This is a genomic window from Streptomyces sp. NPDC002884 (genome assembly GCF_040295245.1).
Taxonomy (GTDB): domain Bacteria; phylum Actinomycetota; class Actinomycetes; order Streptomycetales; family Streptomycetaceae; genus Streptomyces.
Genome location: NZ_JBEOVB010000006.1, coordinates 46,938 through 64,123, shown reverse-complemented (window position 1 = coordinate 64,123; position 17,186 = coordinate 46,938). Strand labels below are relative to the sequence as shown.

The 17,186-nt window shown below is 73.7% G+C and carries 17 protein-coding genes and 1 pseudogene; 6 read left to right on the top strand and 12 right to left on the bottom strand.

Annotated features, from left to right (window positions below; translation table 11 throughout):
• Nucleotides 1–30: 30 nt before the first annotated feature.
• The gene (locus ABT070_RS14990) at nt 31–645 is read right to left on the bottom strand and encodes a TetR/AcrR family transcriptional regulator (RefSeq protein ID WP_351759797.1); all 615 of its coding nucleotides are present in this window, start codon (nt 643–645) and stop codon (nt 31–33) included.
• Nucleotides 646–766: 121 nt separating this feature from the next.
• Between ABT070_RS14990 and ABT070_RS14985 the strand changes: the two genes are divergently transcribed.
• Nucleotides 767–1,648, top strand: a complete 882-nt coding sequence (locus ABT070_RS14985; RefSeq protein ID WP_351759795.1) for an NAD(P)-dependent oxidoreductase — start codon at nt 767–769, stop codon at nt 1,646–1,648.
• A 90-nt stretch (nt 1,649–1,738) separates the two neighbouring features.
• Here ABT070_RS14985 and ABT070_RS14980 read toward each other — a convergent pair whose 3' ends face one another.
• Both ABT070_RS14980 and ABT070_RS14975 read right to left on the bottom strand, forming a co-directional pair.
• On the bottom strand, nt 1,739–2,242 hold the full coding sequence (locus ABT070_RS14980; protein WP_351759793.1) for a hypothetical protein: 504 nt from the start codon (nt 2,240–2,242) through the stop codon (nt 1,739–1,741).
• A gap of 143 nt (nt 2,243–2,385) precedes the next feature.
• Complete coding sequence (locus tag ABT070_RS14975) at nt 2,386–2,835, bottom strand: TIGR03618 family F420-dependent PPOX class oxidoreductase (RefSeq protein ID WP_351759790.1); 450 nt, start codon at nt 2,833–2,835, stop codon at nt 2,386–2,388.
• Nucleotides 2,836–2,983: 148 nt separating this feature from the next.
• Between ABT070_RS14975 and ABT070_RS14970 the strand changes: the two genes are divergently transcribed.
• From ABT070_RS14970 to ABT070_RS14960, 3 genes are read left to right on the top strand one after another with little or no spacing between them, the layout of a single operon-like run.
• Complete coding sequence (locus ABT070_RS14970; RefSeq protein ID WP_351759787.1) at nt 2,984–3,598, top strand: TetR/AcrR family transcriptional regulator; 615 nt, start codon at nt 2,984–2,986, stop codon at nt 3,596–3,598.
• A gap of 53 nt (nt 3,599–3,651) precedes the next feature.
• Nucleotides 3,652–5,025, top strand: coding sequence for an MFS transporter (locus ABT070_RS14965; protein ID WP_351760558.1), 1,374 nt, complete (start codon nt 3,652–3,654; stop codon nt 5,023–5,025).
• 59 nt (nt 5,026–5,084) lie between these two features.
• Entirely contained in the window at nt 5,085–6,314 is a 1,230-nt protein-coding gene (locus tag ABT070_RS14960) for a serine hydrolase domain-containing protein (RefSeq protein ID WP_351759785.1), read from the top strand.
• A gap of 8 nt (nt 6,315–6,322) precedes the next feature.
• Here the strand turns inward: ABT070_RS14960 and ABT070_RS14955 are convergent, their stop codons facing one another.
• From ABT070_RS14955 to ribA, 4 genes are all read right to left on the bottom strand, one after another.
• Complete coding sequence (locus ABT070_RS14955; RefSeq protein ID WP_351759783.1) at nt 6,323–7,531, bottom strand: saccharopine dehydrogenase family protein; 1,209 nt, start codon at nt 7,529–7,531, stop codon at nt 6,323–6,325.
• Nucleotides 7,524–8,585, bottom strand: a complete 1,062-nt coding sequence (locus ABT070_RS14950) for a saccharopine dehydrogenase (protein ID WP_351759780.1) — start codon at nt 8,583–8,585, stop codon at nt 7,524–7,526. The genes ABT070_RS14955 and ABT070_RS14950 overlap by 8 nt, the downstream gene beginning before the upstream one ends.
• On the bottom strand, nt 8,582–9,727 hold the full coding sequence (locus tag ABT070_RS14945) for an NAD(P)/FAD-dependent oxidoreductase (RefSeq protein WP_351759777.1): 1,146 nt from the start codon (nt 9,725–9,727) through the stop codon (nt 8,582–8,584). The genes ABT070_RS14950 and ABT070_RS14945 overlap by 4 nt, the downstream gene beginning before the upstream one ends.
• A gap of 110 nt (nt 9,728–9,837) precedes the next feature.
• Entirely contained in the window at nt 9,838–10,497 is a 660-nt protein-coding gene (gene ribA, locus ABT070_RS14940; protein ID WP_310432915.1) for a GTP cyclohydrolase II, read from the bottom strand.
• 38 nt (nt 10,498–10,535) lie between these two features.
• On the opposite strand from ribA, the gene ABT070_RS14935 reads away from it, so the two are divergent.
• A complete protein-coding gene (locus ABT070_RS14935; protein WP_351759775.1) occupies nt 10,536–11,384 on the top strand; it encodes a creatininase family protein in 849 nt (282 codons plus the stop codon).
• 101 nt (nt 11,385–11,485) lie between these two features.
• Here the strand turns inward: ABT070_RS14935 and ABT070_RS14930 are convergent.
• The 5 genes and pseudogenes from ABT070_RS14930 to ABT070_RS14910 all read right to left on the bottom strand — a co-directional run.
• A pseudogene (locus ABT070_RS14930) lies at nt 11,486–12,544 on the bottom strand (lysylphosphatidylglycerol synthase transmembrane domain-containing protein); the annotation flags it as partial.
• Entirely contained in the window at nt 12,544–13,602 is a 1,059-nt protein-coding gene (locus ABT070_RS14925; protein ID WP_351759773.1) for a trans-aconitate methyltransferase, read from the bottom strand. The gene ABT070_RS14925 and the pseudogene ABT070_RS14930, both read right to left, overlap by 1 nt.
• On the bottom strand, nt 13,599–14,795 hold the full coding sequence (locus tag ABT070_RS14920; protein WP_351759770.1) for a glycosyltransferase family 4 protein: 1,197 nt from the start codon (nt 14,793–14,795) through the stop codon (nt 13,599–13,601). Before ABT070_RS14920 ends, ABT070_RS14925 begins: the two co-directional genes overlap by 4 nt.
• Nucleotides 14,792–15,190 (bottom strand): 6-pyruvoyl trahydropterin synthase family protein, encoded by a 399-nt coding sequence (locus ABT070_RS14915; protein WP_351759767.1) that lies wholly within the window; start codon nt 15,188–15,190, stop codon nt 14,792–14,794. The genes ABT070_RS14920 and ABT070_RS14915 overlap by 4 nt, the downstream gene beginning before the upstream one ends.
• A gap of 113 nt (nt 15,191–15,303) precedes the next feature.
• Nucleotides 15,304–16,293: a zinc-dependent alcohol dehydrogenase gene (locus tag ABT070_RS14910; protein ID WP_351759764.1), complete on the bottom strand. Its 990-nt coding sequence runs from the start codon at nt 16,291–16,293 to the stop codon at nt 15,304–15,306.
• Between the two features lie 108 nt (nt 16,294–16,401).
• Between ABT070_RS14910 and ABT070_RS14905 the strand changes: the two genes are divergently transcribed.
• Nucleotides 16,402–17,157, top strand: a complete 756-nt coding sequence (locus tag ABT070_RS14905) for a CDP-alcohol phosphatidyltransferase family protein (RefSeq protein ID WP_314220925.1) — start codon at nt 16,402–16,404, stop codon at nt 17,155–17,157.
• Nucleotides 17,158–17,186: the final 29 nt, after the last annotated feature.

Below are 17,186 nucleotides of genomic sequence, written 5' to 3'. Positions count from 1 at the left end.
CGAGCCCACCGGTGGCGGGTGGGGTGACGCTCACCCCTGGGCGACGCCTCTCGCGACGGCCGCGTCCAGCAGGGGAGCCAGCTCCGTCGCGACCGTCGTCAATGCTCGTACGTCCCGTTCCGCCCGGGCGATCAGGATCGCTCCCTCCAGGGCGCCGACCATGAGGGTGGCGAGTGAGCCGGCCCGGGCCACCGGGACGCCCATGCCGGTCAGGGCCTCGGCGACCGGGCCCGTCCAGGCCGCGAACGCGGCGGCCGCGGCCTCCCGGGTGGCGTCGCCGGAGGCAGCGCAGTCGACGGTCGCGGCGGCGACGGGGCAGCCGGTGGCGAAGCCGGACGCCGCGTACTCGTCCGTCCACTGGCGCACCATCGCGGCGAAGAGCCCGGCGGGAGTGGGCTCGCCGGTCTTCGTCAGCTCGTCCAGGAAACGGGCGACGCGCTTGCCGGCGTAGCGGCCCGCCCAGTCCACGGCCTCGTTGACCAGCTGCTGCTTGCCGCCGGGGAAGTAGTGCTGGAGCGAGCCCCGGGGCGCACCCGCATGGACGGCGACCTCGCGCATGCCGGTCGCGACGACTCCGTCGCGGCGGATGAGCTGGGCCGCGCTGAAGACCATCCGCTCACGGGGTCCGCGTTCGGGCACCGGCATGGTGGGCCTCCTCCGAGATCAGGTACTCCCCCGCATCCTATGACCGGCGTCATAGGATCTGCCACGCACCCGCTACTATGACCGCTGTCATAGACATCGGGGTGACGGAAAGGCGGCCGCCGTGCAGGTCGGATTCATCGGTCTCGGCGTGATGGGACGCCCCATGGCGCTGCGGCTGGCCCGCGCCGGGACGCCCCTGGTGGTGTGGAACCGCACGGCGGCCCCCGCCGAGGCTCTGCGCGCGGCCGGTGCCGAGGTCGCGGCGGGCCCCGCCGACGTGTTCGCGCGCGCCGGCGTCGTGATCCTCATGCTGGCCGACGGGACCGCCGTCGACGCCGTCCTCGGACGCGGCACCCCGGACTTCGGCGCGCGGGTGGCCGGTCGGGTGGTCGTCACCATGGGCACGACCTCACCCGAGTACTCGCGCGCGCTGGAGGCGGACGTGCGCGCCGCGGGCGGCCGGTACGTCGAGGCGCCCGTGTCGGGGTCGCGGGTCCCGGCCGAGGAGGGCCGGCTGGTGGCGATGCTCGCCGGCGAGGAGGCGGCCGTGGACACCGTACGGCCGCTGCTCGCCCCGATGTGTCACGAGACGTTCCGCTGCGGTCCGGCGCCCGGCGCGCTGCTGATGAAGCTCGCGGTGAACCTGTTCCTGATCACACAGGTGACCGGCCTCACCGAGGCGTTCCACTTCGCGGAGCGGCAGGGACTGGACCGGCGGCTGTTCCTGGACGTCGTGGCCGCCGGCCCCCTGGCGAGCGGGGTGTCGCGGATGAAGGCGCCCAAGCTGCTGACGGGCGACTTCGCGGTGCAGGCCGCCGCACTGGACGTCCTCAAGAACAACCGCCTGATCGCCGACGCCGCACGGGCGTCCGGTCTGGCCTCCCCGCTCCTCGACACCTGCCACGCCCTGTTCGAGGAGACCGTGGCCCTGGGCCACGCGGGCGCGGACATGGTCGCCGTCCTGCACGCGCTGGAAGCCCGCAGCGACGACCACACCCCGTAGCCGGACGGCCGGGGCCGCCGGCGCGGTGGCCGGAAATCCCCCCGCCCAGGATGCCCGGGACACCCGGAACGCCCGGGACGCACCGCCGGTTCAACGCACGTAGGAGTCACAGAGGGAGGCCGCCCCCGACGGCACGGGAGCCCGATGGGCCCAGCCACACACGGTGCGCAGGTCGTAAGTGGACTGCGGCCGGGCGGTGCGCGGTCGCGCCGGCCGGTGACGGGGCGCCGCCGGCGCGGCGCCGTGACGGCGGGCGCCCGGACCCGCGGGCCGGGCCGGCGCGGGACGCACGGCCCTGTGCGGCTGCTGCGGCGCCGGGACGCGGGGCCGCTCGTGCCCGGCGGAACCCGTGGAACGCCGCCGGGTCGTCACCGGGCGGTCCGCGTGCCGTTTCGCCGCCTTCCTGACGGGAGCGGTGGTGACGAGGGCGGTGCGGGCGGAGGGCTGGGCCGCCGGAGGCAGCGGGGACGGTGTGCGGGCGGCGGCGGCCTCCATGCGAGGGGTCGGCGGCGGGGCACTGGAGGGAACGGAGACACAGCCTCCGGCGAGCAGGACGCAGGCCAGGACGGCGGCGAGGGACAGTGGGCGGCGCATGTCCCCAGGGTGGCGGCGCCGGACGCGGCCGTGGGGACATGCGCCCCGAGGATCACCGGCACGGGTGACGGACGGTCCGGCGCGGCTCACCGGACCCGGAGCAGCCGCGCCGCCGGGACAACCGGAGAGGCACCACGGGAGTACTAGCCGTCGTTGGCGCCCTTGGGGATGCCGTACGCCCGCTCCACCCGCAGGCGCAGCACCAGGCGGCGGTCGCGGACCATGGCGGCGCGGTAGTCGTCCCAGTCGGGATGCTCGCCCAGGATGTCGCGGTAGAGGCGGACGAGTTCCTCGACGGTGGCGTCGTAGGGGTCCTTCGCGACCGGCGAGAGGTCGGCGGTGGCCTCGGCCACCGTGTAGGCGCGGCGGTCCGCGGCGGTGACGTGGTACGACGCCCGGGGGTCGCGGCGCAGGTTGCGGGTCTTGGCGCGGTCGTCCGTGACGGAGATCCGGATGACGCCCTCGTCCGGGTAGTAGCGGTGGCTGACGTTCGACAACTGGGGGCGGCCGTCGTGCTTGAGGGTGACCAGCACCCCACCGCGGCCCTCGGAGAGCAGTGCGAGCAGCGCGTTCTGCGTCGTGTCCTGAGTCATGTCGACACAACCGGCACCACCTCGGACCGCATTCCCGGTCCGCACCTCCGGTGCGCCTTCCCGGCCCGCATTCCCCCGTCCGCATCCCGGCGCTCGCCGCGCACTCAGCGAGTAGACACTGTCTACTCACTCCTGGTAGACAGTGTCTATGAGTCACTCCGAGAAACCGGCCCCCGAATCAGCCCCAGAACCGGACCCCGATCTGCGGACCCGTCTCGTCGACGTCGGTGTGGACCTGGTCGCCCGGGAAGGCGCGGGAGCGCTCACCCTGCGGGAGATCGCGCGCCGGGCCGGCGTCTCGCACGGTGCGCCCCGCCGCCACTTCCCCACCCATCTGGAGCTGCTGTCCGCCATCGCCCACCGCGGCTTCGCCCAGCTGGGCGCCAGGGTCACGGCGACGCCGAGCGACGGCGCGACCGATCCGCGCGTCCGGCTGACCGAACTGGCACGGACCTACCTGGAGTTCGCGCTGGACAACCCGGGCATGTACGAGCTGATGTTCCGTCATGACCTGCTGGAGAGCGGCCACTTGCGACTTCGGGACACCAGCCTTCCGCTGTTCGGCGTCCTGGTGGACCTGGTCGGCCGGATCCGGCCCGGCAGCGACGCCCCGTCGGTCGCGGGCGCGCTGTGGGCGAACCTGCACGGCATCGCCCAGCTCTGGCGCTGGGGAAGCCTCCAACTCGCCACAGGCGCCGAGGACTTCGCACCCCTTCTGCGCACCGCCCTGGACGCGCATCTCGGTCCGGCGGCCGGCCGGTGAAGCGTTCCCGCCTCTCCCCGCCACTCACGCTGGCGAGCAGCGTGGCCGGTGCGATGGTGGTCGCCCTGGACGGCACCGTGCTCACCGTCGCGCAGCCCACCCTGCGCCGCGACCTGGGCGCCTCCCTCACCCAGGTCCAGTGGACCAGCACCGGGTATCTCGTCGCGGTGGCGGGCCTGTTGGTGTTCGCCGGACGGCTCGGAGACCGCTACAGACACCGGCGCACCTTCGCCCTGGGCATGCTCGGCTTCGGCGCCGCCTCGGCGGGCATCGCGCTGGCGCCGGACGTCGGCTGGGTGATCGGGCTGCGCGTCGTGCAGGGAGTGTTCGGAGCGCTGCTGCAGCCGGCCACGCTGGGGATGCTGCGGGCCGCGTACCCGCCCGAGCGGCTGCGGACGCCGATCGCCGTGCGCACCGCGTCCATCGGGGTGGCCGCCGCGGCCGGGCCCGTGGTGGGCGGTGCGCTGGCCACCGGGTTCGGCTGGCGGGCCGTGTTCCTCCTCAACATCGCCCCCGCGCTGGTGTTCGGCCTGCTCGCCCTCGCCTCCCGGGACCGACAGGACCCGCCGCGGACAGCCGCCGACGTCCCGCTCGACCTGCCCGGCGCCCTGCTGCTCGCCGTATCCCTGGCCTGCCTGGTGCACACCCTCGTCACCCTCCCCGGCGTGACATGGTCGGCGCCGGTCGCCCTCCTCGCCGGCGCCGCCTTCGTACGGCACGAGCGCCGGACCGGCTCCCCTCTGCTGCCGCCGGAGGTCGTGCGCTCCCGGGCGGTGGGCGGGGCCCTCGCGGTGCTCGTCATGACGTCCGGGGCTCTCAACGGCTCCTTGCTGACCTGCGTCTACGTACTCCAGGACGAGCTGGGGCTGACCCCGCTGCGCAGCGCGCTGCTCAGCCTCCCGCTGGCCGCCCTGCTGGTGGCCGCCGCGCCCACCTCCGCCGTCCTGCTGCGCCGGTCCGGCGCCCGTCTCACGGTCGCCGCGGCGATGGTCGTCCTCGCCGCCGGCCTGCTCGTCCTCGCCCGGGCCTCGGCGCCGGTCGCTCTGTGCGCCGGGTTCGCGCTGGTGGGCGCGGGGTTCGGCACCGTGATGGTCGCGGCGACCCATGTCGTCGTACGACAGGCCCCCGCCGAGTCGGCCGGGGTGGCCGGCGGGTTGCAGCAGACCGCGATGAACGTCGGGCCGCTGCTGGGCGTGGCTTCGGCGACCGTGCTCATGGATCTCGGCGCGGTGCGCTCGCCCCTGGTCGTGCTGGCGTTCGTGGCCGCGGCGGCGCTCCCGGTCTGCCGGGCGCTGCCGGGCGGTCCGCCTCCCGCCCCGGCCGGCCCCGCGCCCGGCACTCCGGCTGGTGGAAGCGACGCAACGCACACCGATCACGACGTCGAAAGGGGTCCGCACTCGCGTTCCCTACGCGACCATGAGGTCTGAGGTCGTCCGGGCGGGGTAGGCCGGGACCGCACCTTGAACGAGCGCACCGGAGGAGAACGATGGCACTGCTGCGGCAAGAGGTCGACCCGAGCGAGGTCGGGCTGGACGCGAAGGCGCTGGACCGGCTCGACCAGCACGTCGCCCACTTCGTCGACGAGGGGCGCCTGCCCGGGTTCCTCGTGGCCGTCTCCCGCGGCGGCCGGGTCGCCCACGTCACCGCGCACGGCCACCGTGACATCGCCGCCGGACTGCCCGTCGAGGCCGACACGCTCTATCGGATCTACTCGATGACCAAGCCGGTCACCTCGGTCGCCGCCCTGATACTGGTCGAGGAGGGCCTGCTGCGCCTCGACGACCCGGTCGCCGACCACCTCCCGGCCTTCGCGGAGCAGCGGGTGTACACGGGCGGCTCGGGCGCCGGGCTCACCACCCGGCCGGTCGGGCAGCCCCTGCTCGTGAAGCATCTGATGACCCACACCGCGGGTCTGACCTTCGCCTTCTACCACTGCCACCCCGTCGACGCCCTGTACCGCGAGGCCGGGCTGGAGTCGGCGGTGCTGCCGGGCTCGGACCTGGCCGGGACGGTGGAGGCGTACGCGCGGCTGCCGCTCCAGTTCGAGCCGGGCACGCAGTGGAACTACTCGGTGGCCACCAACGTCCTGGGCCGGATCATCGAGGTCGTCTCCGGCCGGCCGCTGGACGAGTTCATCGCCGAGCGGATCTTCCGCCCGCTCGGCATGCCGGACGCCGGCTTCCAGGTCACGGACGAGCAGGCCGGCCGGCTGGCGGAGCTGTACGGCGACGCCGACAGCGGCGGTATCGAGCGGATCCCGGGGCTGCCGCTGTTCGGCCGTCCCCGGTTCCTGTCGGGCAGCGGCGGTATGGTGGCGACCGCGTACGACATCCACCGTTTCAGTGAGCTGCTGCGCCGCCGCGGCGAGCTCGACGGCGTGCGGCTGCTCAAGCCCGAGACGGTCGACCTGATGACCCGCAACCACCTCCCGGGCGGCGCCGACCTGCGCGCCCTGGGCAGCCGCCCCGCCCACGACGAACCCGGCAACGACGGTGTCGGCTTCGGTCTCGGGGTCTCCGTGGTCATCGACCCGAGCCGCACCCAGGCGCCCTCCGGGCTCGGCACCTACGGCTGGAGCGGCGTCGCCACGACGACCTTCTGGGTCGACCCGAGCCGCGATCTCACCGTCCAGTTCCTGACGCAGCTCAGGCCGAAGAAGTCGCTGAAGCTCTACCCCGAGCTCAAGCGACTGGTCCACGAGGCGATCACCGACTGACCGGCCCGTCAGTCCTCGACCCGCAGCGTGAACTCGAGCCCCTGGTCACCGAGTTCACGAAGCCATTCCTCGGAGCGCGGCGCCGTCCCGGCCGCCCTGCTCAGCCCGGCCGGCAGCGAGCCGTCCAGGATGTGCCGGACGCCCAGGGCGAGCGGCCGGGAGACACAGCGCGCCATCGCGCTCTCCTCCTCGTCGCCCCGCAGGTCCAGGAGGTAACTCCCGGACCACGCGGTGCCGTTGCCGACGCCCTCGGTCCGCTGGCCCGAGTCGCCCACGTCACCCGTGCCGGCCCCGGGCACGCGCACCTCCAGTGACACGGCGAGGACCACGCGGTCGCGGTCGGTGTCCGTGGTGGGGTGGGCGGCCGCCAACTCCCGCGCCAGCGCGGCGATCCTGGTGTCGTCGCCCGTCCTCAGCTGCTCGAAGACCGTGTCCCAGGCCCGCAGCCAGCCGTCCAGGCGCAGGGTGCCGCGGACGAAGGTCTGCGGCTTCCAGGCCCGCGGCAGCTCGTACTGTTCGATGAACGGCACGCTGTCGCGGTTGGGATACACCTCGAAGGTCTCGCCGTCGACCAGGTGTTGCCGCGTGGCCTCCCAGGGCCGGTCGACCACGGTCTCGATGCCGTTCTCGACGTGACGCGCGGGTGACCGCAGGGCGTTGAGGACGCCGAAGGGTGCCCAGCTGAAGCGGTACCTGAAGTCGTTGGGGACGGCCGGGACGCCTCCGCAGTACGAGGTGAGGCGGTACGAGGCCGCCGTGTCGTCGCCGACCGCCTCCCGGGCGCGTGCCACGAGGCTGTGCGCGAAGAGGTGGTCGATGCCCGGGTCGAGCCCGGCCTCGGTGAGAACGACGATCCCGGCCTCGGCGGCCGCGGGCACCTGCTCCAGCACCGCGTCGGAGACATAGCTGGAACACGCGAAGTGGGCCCGCCGGGCCACGCAGGCCGCCAGCAGCGCCGCGTGCTCGGACGCGGGCAGCATCGACACCACGACGTCCCCGGGGGCCAGTCGGTCGTCCAGCGCGTCGAGGGTGTAGGCGAGCGACTCGGCGCGTCCGGTCAGCCCCAGCCGGTCGAGGGCCTCGGCCGCCCGCTCCGCCGTGCGGTGCCACAGCCGTACGCCGTCGGTGTGCTCGCACAGGGCGGCCAGGCCGCTGCCCGTGGAGAGGCCGGCGCCGATCCAGTGGACGGTGCCGGTCGCCGGAACCAGGTCAGACACGGCCGGACTCCTCTTCTGCGACGCCGAGTTCGCGGGAGGCTCGACGGAAGCGGTCCAGACAGCGGCCCCACGGTCCGCCCACGCCGAAGTCCAGCAGCCGGGGCGTGAGGTCCGCCGAGAAGTCGACGCTGGACTCGCGCGGCAGCAGGGACGGCAGGTTGTCGATGGCGATCAGGTCGAGCGCGGGTTCCTTGCGCAGCCGGCGCACGGGGTCCGTCCACTCGGTGGTGCGGTCGTAGACGGGCAGGACGTTGAGGGGCGAGCCCACGTCGCAGGTGACGTCGGAGAGGGTGCGCAGCCGGCGGGCCGGGTCGTCGAGGTCCTCCTCGCGGACGAACGGCGGCACCGGGGCCGTGGCGAGCACGCAGTTGACCATCACGTCGTGGGCCAGCAGGGCGGCGCGGTCCAGGTCACCGGTCTCCGCCAGGTCCCAGCAGGTGGGGTCGGATCCGGCCGTGGCGAACGCGGCCCGTGCACCCCGGCCGCTGCGGCCCAGGGCGCCCACGACGAGGGCGGTGAACTCCTCGTCACCGGGCGCCGGACGCAGCGTCTCGTCCAACTCGTCCTTGCCGGTGGGACGCAGGGGGGCGGTCAGCCGGCCCCGGTGCTGCAGGACCGCCAGGGCGGCGCCCAGGTAGCCCGCCCAGAAACCGAACGCGGCGAGACGGCGGCCGTCGTCGTCCACCAGGTACTCCAGGTCCAGGAGCGCCCCTCCCCCGGCGGCGAACCGGCGCAACAGGTCGACGGCACCCGGCTGTTGTTTGTAGGCGTGCCCGAAGAAGACATGACGGTGCCTCAATCGGGCTGGCCGGTCCGGGAGTTCCTTCAGGCCGAGGACGACCGCCTCGGACGGCGCCGACACCCAGGAGCCCGCAGGGGCGGTCCGGGCGCCGACGGCCTCGTACTCCCGGGTCGGGAAGACGCGCTGCGGGGAGTCCTCGACGGTCAGTTCCACGCCGGCTTCCACGAGGCGGCGGGCGTCGTCGGGGACGACCGGGGTGCGCCGTTCGGTGGTGCGGACCTCGTGCCGCAGCCACAGGTGCAGTTCGGTCATACGCGGTTGACCTCCGGACGCGGGGCGTCGGCCGCGAAACGGTCGGCGCTCAGGGGGGTGACGTCCACGAAGGGTACGCGGCCGAGAATCAGGTCGCGGACGACCTCGCCGACGGCCGGCCCCTGGAGGAAACCATGGCCGGAAAACCCGGTCGCATACAGAAAACGGGATACCGAGGACGACTCGCCGATCAGTGCGTTGTGGTCCGGGGTGACCTCGTACAGCCCGGCCCAGCCACCGGTGCGGCGCAGGTCGAGGAGGGCGGGGGCGCGGCGCTCCATGGCCGCGGCGAGGCGGGGGATCCACCGGTCGTGGGTGTCGGTGGCGAAGCCCGGCCGTTCGTCGGGGTCGGACATGCCGACCAGCAGACCGGGGCCCTCGCCGTGGAAGTAGAGGCTGCTGGTGAAGTCGATGGTCATGGGGAGGTCCGGCGGCAGGCCGGGGACCGGTTCGGTGACCGCGATCTGGCGGCGCAGCGGCTGCACCGGCAGCTCCACACCGGCCATCGCGCCGACGGCCCTGGACCAGGCGCCGGCCGCGCAGACCACCGTGTCGGTGGTGACGCGGCCGAGGGTGGTCTGCACGGCGGTGATCGTGGCGCCCTGCCGTTCGATGCCGGTGACCGCGGTGTGCCGCAGGATGCGCGCCCCGTACCGGCGGGCGGCGGCCGCGTACCCGTGGACGACGGCCTCCGGGGTGCAGTGCCCGTCGTCGGGGGAGAACGCGGCCGCGAGTAACCCCTCGGTGCGGATCAGCGGGGAGAGGCGCCGCGCCTCGGCCGGGTCGATCATGCGGCTGGGGACACCCAGCGCGTTCTGGAGCCGTACGCCCGCCTCGAAGGAGGCGACCTCCTCGGGCGTGGACAGCAGGAAGAGATAGCCGACCCGGTGCAGCCCGATGTCGTACCCGGTCTCCTCCTCGAACCGCCCGAAGGTCTCCAGGCTGCGCGCCCCGAGCTGGATGTTCAGCTCGTCGGAGAACTGGGCGCGCACCCCGCCGGCGGCTTTCGAGGTCGAGCCCGCGGCGAGTTCGTCGCGCTCCACCAGCAGGACGTCACGGACGCCGGCGGCGGCGAGGTGACAGGCGATGCTCGTGCCCATCACCCCGCCGCCGATGACGACTACCGAGGCATGCGTGTTCACCCGAGCGGCTCCTTGTCACGGCGGCACCGGCCGGTACGCCGGGACCGGGGCTGTCGTACGCCATGGCCGCCGTGATCCCTACCCGTCGGGACGGCGGTCCCAAGCGCGGGTCAGGACCAGTGCGCCACCGCGTCCAGATGGGGCAGCCGGTGGTCCAGGCGCTCCCGCTTGGTGCGCAGATAGGTGATGTTGTTCTCGCAGGGCTCGATCAGCAGCGGGACCTCCTCGGCGACCCGGATGCCGTTGTCCACCAGCGCCTCGCGCTTGCGCGGGTTGTTCGACATCAGGCGGACGGAGTCGACGCCCAGGTCGCGCAGGATGTCGGCGGCCACCTTGTAGTCGCGGGCGTCGACCGGGAAGCCGAGCGCCACGTTCGCCTCGACGGTGTCCAGGCCCTCCGCCTGCAGGGCCATCGCCCGCAGCTTGCCGAGCAGCCCGATCCCCCGGCCCTCGTGCCCGCGCAGATAGACGACTATGCCGCGGCCCTCGGCGACGACCGCGCGCAGCGCGGACGCCAGCTGGTCGCCGCACTCGCAGTGCTGGGAGCCGAACGCGTCGCCGGTCAGGCACTCCGAGTGCAGCCGGGTCAGCACGTCCTCGGCGCCGATCTCGCCGTAGACCAGGGCGACTTGCTCGTCACCGCGGTCGTGGTCCATGTAACCGACCGCCTGGAATTTCCCGTACACGGTGGGCAGGGGTGCATTCACCACGCGTTCCACACCGGTGCGCTGCGGGGTCTTCGTGCCGAGTACGCCAATTTTTTCTGTCATGATCTGGTTCCTAAGCAGAGACGAAGGGCCGGGAAGAAATGAGTGGTTCGGAAATACGGTCGGCGGCGTACGGACTGGTGCCGACGGACACCACCGAAGACGTACGGACCCGGGGCGCCGGCGTCTCGGCACAGGTGGCGGTCCTGCCCGTCGGAAGCTTCGAACAGCACGGGCCGTACCTGCCGTTGGCCACCGACACACTGGTCGCCTGCGCCATCGCCCGGGAGATCGCCGGGGCGTACCCGGTGCACCTCCTCCCGCCGGTGACCATCGCCTGCTCCCACGAGCACGCGGCCTGGCCGGGAACCGTCAGCATCTCCTCCGTGACCCTTCACGCGGTGGTACGGGACATAGCGGCGTCGCTGCGCCGCTCGGGCGTCGAGGCCTTGGTGCTGGTCAACGGACACGGCGGGAACTACGTCCTGGGCAACGTCGTCCAGGAGTCCACCGCCGCAGGTGAACGGATGGCGCTCTTCCCGGCCCCGGAGGACTGGGAAGCGGCGCTGGAGCGGTCCGGGGTGTCCACCTCGCTGCTCACCGACATGCACGCCGGGGAGATCGAGACCTCGATCCTGCTGCACGCCCACCCCGAACTCGTCCGGCCCGGATACGAGTCGGCCGATTTCGTCGCGGACGACCGCCGTCATCTGCTCACGCTGGGAATGTCCGCCTATACCGATTCGGGCGTCATCGGCCGTCCTTCCCTGGGGTCCGCGGAAAAGGGGAAGGAACTCCTGGCGAGCCTGGCGGATTCCTTCGGCGCGTATTTCTCCTTGCTCACCGCGGGCGCTCCGACGGCTTCGGGAACCGAAACCCCGGCCGCCGCCGCGACGAATGAGTCCGCCGCCGGTGACGGCTTCGGAACGGATACCGCGACGTCGTCGTGACGCCGCTCGTCGAGCCCGGGGCCCGTCTCTCCGGCGGCGGCCCCGGTCCGCAGTCCCGCGTACCAGCGGGCGACCAGCACGACCGCCCCCGGCAGCGCCGCCACGAAGCTGAGCACGCCGTAGACGACGGCGACCGCGAGGCCGGTGCTCGCGCCGAGCCCGGCGGCGCCGAACGCCCAGGCGGTGACGCCCTCACGCGGGCCCCAGCCGCCGACGTTCAGCGGCAGGCCCATGGCGAGCAGGGCGAGGACGGCGATCGGCAGCAGTTCGAGGACGGAGGCGCCGGAGCCGGCGACCCGCGCGGCCACCACGAACATCCCGAGGTGTCCGGCCAGGACGACCGCCGAGGACACGGCGACACCGGGCCCGTTGCGCCGCGACAGCAGTCCCTCGCGCGCCTCGGCCAGTCCCGCCCGCAGCCGACCGCCGCGCCGCGGCGCCGAGGAGTTCATCCGGACGGCGAGGACGACGGCGAGCGCGCCCACGCCGGCCAGCAGGACCAGCGGGGCGATGTGCCGTACGTCCTCCATGACCGGGGAGGGCAGGGTCAGCAGGACCGTTACGCCTGCGACGGCCAGCACGAGCTGTCCCGCGGTGCGCTCCAGGACCACGGCCCGCACGCCGCGACCGACATCACCGGCGCTCTGCCCGTGCCGTACCGCGCGATGCACATCGCCGAGGACGCCGCCGGGCAGGGCCGCGTTGAGGAACAGGGCCCGGTAGTAGTCGGCGACGGCCGGGCCGAGCGGCAGCCGGATGCGCAGCCCGCGGGCCACCAGCGCCCACCGCCAGGCGCTGAACACCGTGGTGACCGCGCCGATCCCGAGCCCCACCAGCAGCGTGGGCACGTCGATCCGGCGCAGTCCGTCCATGAAGACGCCGGTACCCAGCCGCCACAGCAGCACACTGAGGATGGCGACTCCGGCGACCGTCCCGAAGTGGGTGCGGACGGCTCGGCTGCCGAGCAGGGCGCGCAGCCGGGAGGGCCTCCTCGTCCGCGGCTCGGTCACGATGACACCGATACGGGCCTCGGACACGGCGGCGCCGGTGCGGGCCACCGAGGGGCTGCGCGGAGGCCGGCGTGCGACCGCCCTGGCTCCCTCCGCCCACCCGGTGGGCGGCACGGCCGTCACCCGGGGCCCCGCTGTGTCCGCGCTCATCACGCCCCGCCCGTCGGCCGGGCCAGAGCCAGCAGATCGCTGTGGTGGACGGTGACGTGCAGTTCGCCGGCCGCGCAGGCCGCCAGCCGGGCGGCCAGGTAGGCCTCGGCGCGCTCGGCCAGTGCCGGGCGCTCCTCCACGGCCGCGCCGACCCAGCCGCGCAGCCACTGGGCGGTCAGGCCCACGTTCTCGGGGCCGAGCCGCCACGGGCTCGGGTGCACCTTGACGGTCGCGCCGTGGGCGGCGAACGCCTCGCAGGCCACGGTCACCGAGTCGGGGCCGAGGAGGCCGCCGCGCCGCTGATGGTCGTTGAAGGCGGCGGCGATCTCGTCGTCCAGCGGGTCCGGGGCGCTGAGTTCCACCCGCCCGGCGACCGAGAGCGTCAGCAGCGCCGGGCAGCCGGCGCCCGCACAGGCCGCGGCGAGCGTCTCGACCTCCTCGCGGGTGAGGACGTCCAGCAGCGCGGACGCGGTGACCAGCGAGGCGCCGAGCAGGGCGTCCGGGGTGAGGCGGGCGACGTCGCCGCGCCGGGTCTCGACGGTGACCCGGCTGCCGTCGGCGGCCGCCCGGGGGGAGGCGACGGCCGCGAAGTGCAGGAGGTAGGGGTCCCGGTCGTGCAGGATCCAGTGCTGGGCGCCGTCCAGGCGGGGGGCCAGCCAGCGGCCCATCGAGCCGGTGCCGCAGCCCAGGTCGTGGATGGCGAGACCGCCGCGTCCGGGCAGGTTGGCGAGCCGGATCCGCAGCGGGTCCAGCAGCTCCATCGACCGGGCGGCGGCGTCGGCGGGCTCGCGCAGCTCCAGCCATTCGGGGGCGTACCGGGGCTGCTCGTCCGGCCCGACGTCCCGCAGCCGTACGGTCGGCCGCTCACCGGTCCGGGTCACCGGCCCGGCGCCCGCGATCACGCCGGGCACCGCGTCGTCACCGGCGACCGCCGACTGCGGCCCGCCGTCGGGGATCAGGGACTCCGCCATGGAACCAGGCTCCTTCCGGACCGGCTGGGCCGGAATGCCGCCCACGCGTCGTGCCACGTCGGCCGGGGTCGCCGTCGTCTTCCTCATGCCGCCCTCCGGGGTTCGCTGGGAAGCCGGCCCAGGACGCCGGCGAGGCTCTGGGCGGTCGTCGCCCAGCCGTTCAGGGCCGCCCGGCGGCCCCGCGCGGCGGCCTTGAGACGACGTCGTACGTCGGCCTCGCCGAACCAGCCGCGCAGTTCGACCGCGAGGGCGGCCGGGTCCTCCGGCGGGACGAGGATGCCGGGGACGCCGCCGTCGGGGGCGCGGCCGACCGCCTCGGGCAGCCCGCCGACGTCCGTCGCGAGGACGGGGATGCCGCGGGCGAGAGCCTCGGTGACGGCCATGCCGTAGGTCTCCGCGTAGGAGGTGAGGACCATCAGATCGGCGGAGGCGTAGGCGGCGTCGAGCTCGGCGCCGGCCTTCGGGCCCGCCAGTTCCAGCCGGTCCTGGAGGCCGTACTTGGCGATCAGGCCGCGCAGATGGGTGACGTACTCCGGGTCCTGCCCGAGTCCGCCCACGCACACGCAGCTCCACGGCAGGTCTCTCGCCGCGGCCAGCGCCTCCACCAGCCGGTGCTGGCCCTTGCGCGGGGTGACGGCGGCCACGCACAGCAGCCGCGACACACCGTCGGTGCCGGAGGCGAGGGGGGCGATGTCGGCGCCGGGGGCGGCGACATGCACCCGTTCGGGGGCGAGCCCGTGGTGGGAGACGAGACGGCGGACCGCCCAGTCGCTGGTGGCGATCACCGCGGGGACGGCCCGCAGCACGGCCCGCTCCTTGGCGTCCAGCTCGGCCGCCACCTCCGGCGCGAGGCCCCGCTCGTCGCCCAGCGGAAGGTGGACGAGGACGACGAGCCGCAGCCGCTCCGCCTCGGGGGCGATGATCTCCGGCACCCCGCAGGCCACGAGCCCGTCGAGGAGGACGATCGTGCCGTCGGGGAACTCGCGCAGCGTCCGCGCCAGTTCCGCGCGGGCGGCCGCCTCCGGGCGGGGCCAGGAACCGGACACCTGGTGCTTGTGCACCTGCCAGCCGAAGCCGGGCAGGTCCAGGCAGAGGCGCCGGTCGTAGGCGTTGCCGCCGCTCGGGTTGGCCGGGTCGTCGACCCCGCCCGGCATCACGAACTGAACGGAGCGCAGGGACATGGGGATGATCCCGCCGATCTTGGGAAGCGCGGCCTGCGCGGGCACGTACGCGAGCGGGGTCTTGTGCACGGCGGCCTTCTCCACGGTCACGTCGGTCACAGCGCACGCTCGTAACTCGCCCAGGCGACGTGCGACTCGTGCAGGCTGACCGCGATGGCGGCGATGCCCCGGGCGCCCTCGCCGAGCGCGCCCTTGTGGATCCGCTCCGCGAGCCGGTCCGCGATGACCTTGGCCAGGAACTCGGTCGAGGTGTTGACCCCGGCGAAGTCGGGCTCGTTGTCGAGGTTGCGATAGTTCAGCTCGCTGACCACGGCACCGAGCTCCTGTGTGACGAGCCCGATGTCGACGACGATGTTGTCGTCGTCCAGCTGCTCGCGGCGGAAAGTGGCGTCCACGAGGAACGTCGCTCCGTGCAGGCGCTGCGCGGGTCCGAAGACCTCGCCGCGGAAGCTGTGGGCGATCATGATGTGATCGCGGACGGTGACACTGAACAACGGACGACCCTCCAGGTGCGGCGCCTCTGCTCCCCCCGGCCGTTGGCCGCCCGGGGGATGCCGTGTAGTACGGACCTTCGCTTCCCCTTGTTCAGCCCGATCTCACTCTTTTCTCAGGTCAGGCGCTCTTGTTCGTACCTGACGCGGTGACAGAGGGCCGGAATCTCGCCCGTCGCGAGCTTCGGCATCACCTCCGGGAGCTCCTCGAAAGCGCTGTCTCCGGTGACGAGGGCGTCGAGCGCCGGGTCGGCGAGCAGCTCCAGGGCGAGCGCGAGCCGGTCGGCGTACGTGCGGCCGGCGCGGCCCGCCGGGGAGACGGTGCCGACCTGGCTGCTGCGGATGACCAGCCGCCGGGAGTGGAAGTCCTCGCCGAGCGGGAGGGAGACCTTCCGGTCGCCGTACCAGCTCAGTTCGAGGACGGTGCCCTCGGCGGACAGCAGCTCCAGGGAACGGGTGAGTCCCTGTTCGGTGGCGCTGGCGTGCACGACGAGGTCGAGGCCGTCGCGGGCGTGCTCGGGAAGGGCGAAGTCGACGCCGAGCGCCTCCGCGACCTTCGCCCGCGCCGGGTCGGCGTCCACCAACTGCACGCGGACGCCGGGGAAGCGGGCGAGCAGCGCGGCCACCGAGCAGCCGACCATGCCGCCGCCGACCACCGCGATCCGGTCGCCGACCAGCGGCGCCGCGTCCCACAGGGCGTTGACGGCCGTCTCGACGGTGCCGGCGAGGACGGCTCGCGGCGCGGGCACCGAGTCCGGTACGACCGTCACGGCGGCCGCCGGGACGACGTACCGCGTCTGGTGCGGGTGGAGACAGAAGACCGTGCGCCCGGCCAGCGCGGCCGGCCCCTTCTCCACCACCCCGACGCTGAGGTAGCCGTACTTGACGGGTGCCGGGAAGTCGCCCTGCTGGAACGGCGCCCGCATCGCCGCGTGCTGGCTCTCGGGCACCCCGCCGTTGAAGACGAGGGTCTCGGTGCCACGGCTGACGCCGGACCACAGCGAGCGGACCAGCACCTCGTCCTCGGCCGGGTCGGGAACGACGACCTCGCGGATCTCTCCTTCACCCGGAGAGCTGACCCAGAACGCACGAGCGGTGACAGACATCGGCATCCTCCTGAACGATCGGCAACCGGCCCACGTACCGAGGTGTGCACAGTCCGCGCACAGTACGCGGCACTGATCATCTTTGTCATCTGGCCGGAGGAATGTGCGGTGGCCCTGAACAACACTTACGACGCAAGGCTGGTCCAGCAGGAGACCGCTGTGGGAGCGGGCGTTCAGATCCTGTTGCTGGCTCTGCTCGGCTCGGCGATCGGCCTGGGGCCGGCAGGCTGGGTGACCGGTCTCGTCTTCGCCATCGCCACCTGGGGGGTGCTCTCCCGGGCGCTGCACCGCTCCAGCCTGCGCTCGTTCGGCCCGGCCAACCGGGTCACGCTCGGCCGGGCGACGCTGGTCGGCGGGGTGACCGCGCTGGTCGCGGACTCCTTCGAGAGCACGCCGCCGGTGACGCTGCTGGTCGGCCTGACGGCCGTGGCCCTGATCCTCGACGGCGTCGACGGCAAGGTCGCCCGCCGTACCGGCACCTCGACGGCGCTGGGCGCGCGCTTCGACATGGAGGTCGACGCGTTCCTGATCCTGGTGCTCAGCGTGTACGTCTCGATGGCTCTGGGACCGTGGGTCCTCCTGATCGGCGGCATGCGCTACGTGTTCGTCGCCGCGGCCCGGGTCGCCCCCTGGCTCAACGCCCCGCTCCCGCCGAGCACCGCCCGCAAGACGGTCGCCGCGCTCCAGGGCGTCCTGCTGCTGCTGGCGGGCGCGAACCTGCTGCCGTACGCGGCCAACTTCGCCGTCGTGCTGCTGGCGCTGGGCTCGCTGGTGTGGTCCTTCGGCCGGGACGTGCTGTGGCTGCGGCGGACCTCGCGGATCGCCGCGCAGGCTCCGGCGCCGAAGGTCCTGGAGCTCGTGTAGCTCCCCTCTCCCATGGGGCAGGGCCCGGA

Coding starts and splice junctions, on each gene's coding strand:
- ABT070_RS14990 (WP_351759797.1), bottom strand. CDS start 645: ATGCCGGTGCCCGAACGCGGACCCCGTGAGCGGATGGTCTTCAGCGCG.
- ABT070_RS14980 (WP_351759793.1), bottom strand. CDS start 2,242: ATGCGCCGCCCACTGTCCCTCGCCGCCGTCCTGGCCTGCGTCCTGCTC.
- ABT070_RS14975 (WP_351759790.1), bottom strand. CDS start 2,835: ATGACTCAGGACACGACGCAGAACGCGCTGCTCGCACTGCTCTCCGAG.
- ABT070_RS14970 (WP_351759787.1), top strand. CDS start 2,984: ATGAGTCACTCCGAGAAACCGGCCCCCGAATCAGCCCCAGAACCGGAC.
- ABT070_RS14965 (WP_351760558.1), top strand. CDS start 3,652: ATGGTGGTCGCCCTGGACGGCACCGTGCTCACCGTCGCGCAGCCCACC.
- ABT070_RS14960 (WP_351759785.1), top strand. CDS start 5,085: ATGGCACTGCTGCGGCAAGAGGTCGACCCGAGCGAGGTCGGGCTGGAC.
- ABT070_RS14950 (WP_351759780.1), bottom strand. CDS start 8,585: ATGACCGAACTGCACCTGTGGCTGCGGCACGAGGTCCGCACCACCGAA.
- ribA (WP_310432915.1), bottom strand. CDS start 10,497: ATGACAGAAAAAATTGGCGTACTCGGCACGAAGACCCCGCAGCGCACC.
- ABT070_RS14935 (WP_351759775.1), top strand. CDS start 10,536: ATGAGTGGTTCGGAAATACGGTCGGCGGCGTACGGACTGGTGCCGACG.
- ABT070_RS14925 (WP_351759773.1), bottom strand. CDS start 13,602: ATGAGGAAGACGACGGCGACCCCGGCCGACGTGGCACGACGCGTGGGC.
- ABT070_RS14910 (WP_351759764.1), bottom strand. CDS start 16,293: ATGTCTGTCACCGCTCGTGCGTTCTGGGTCAGCTCTCCGGGTGAAGGA.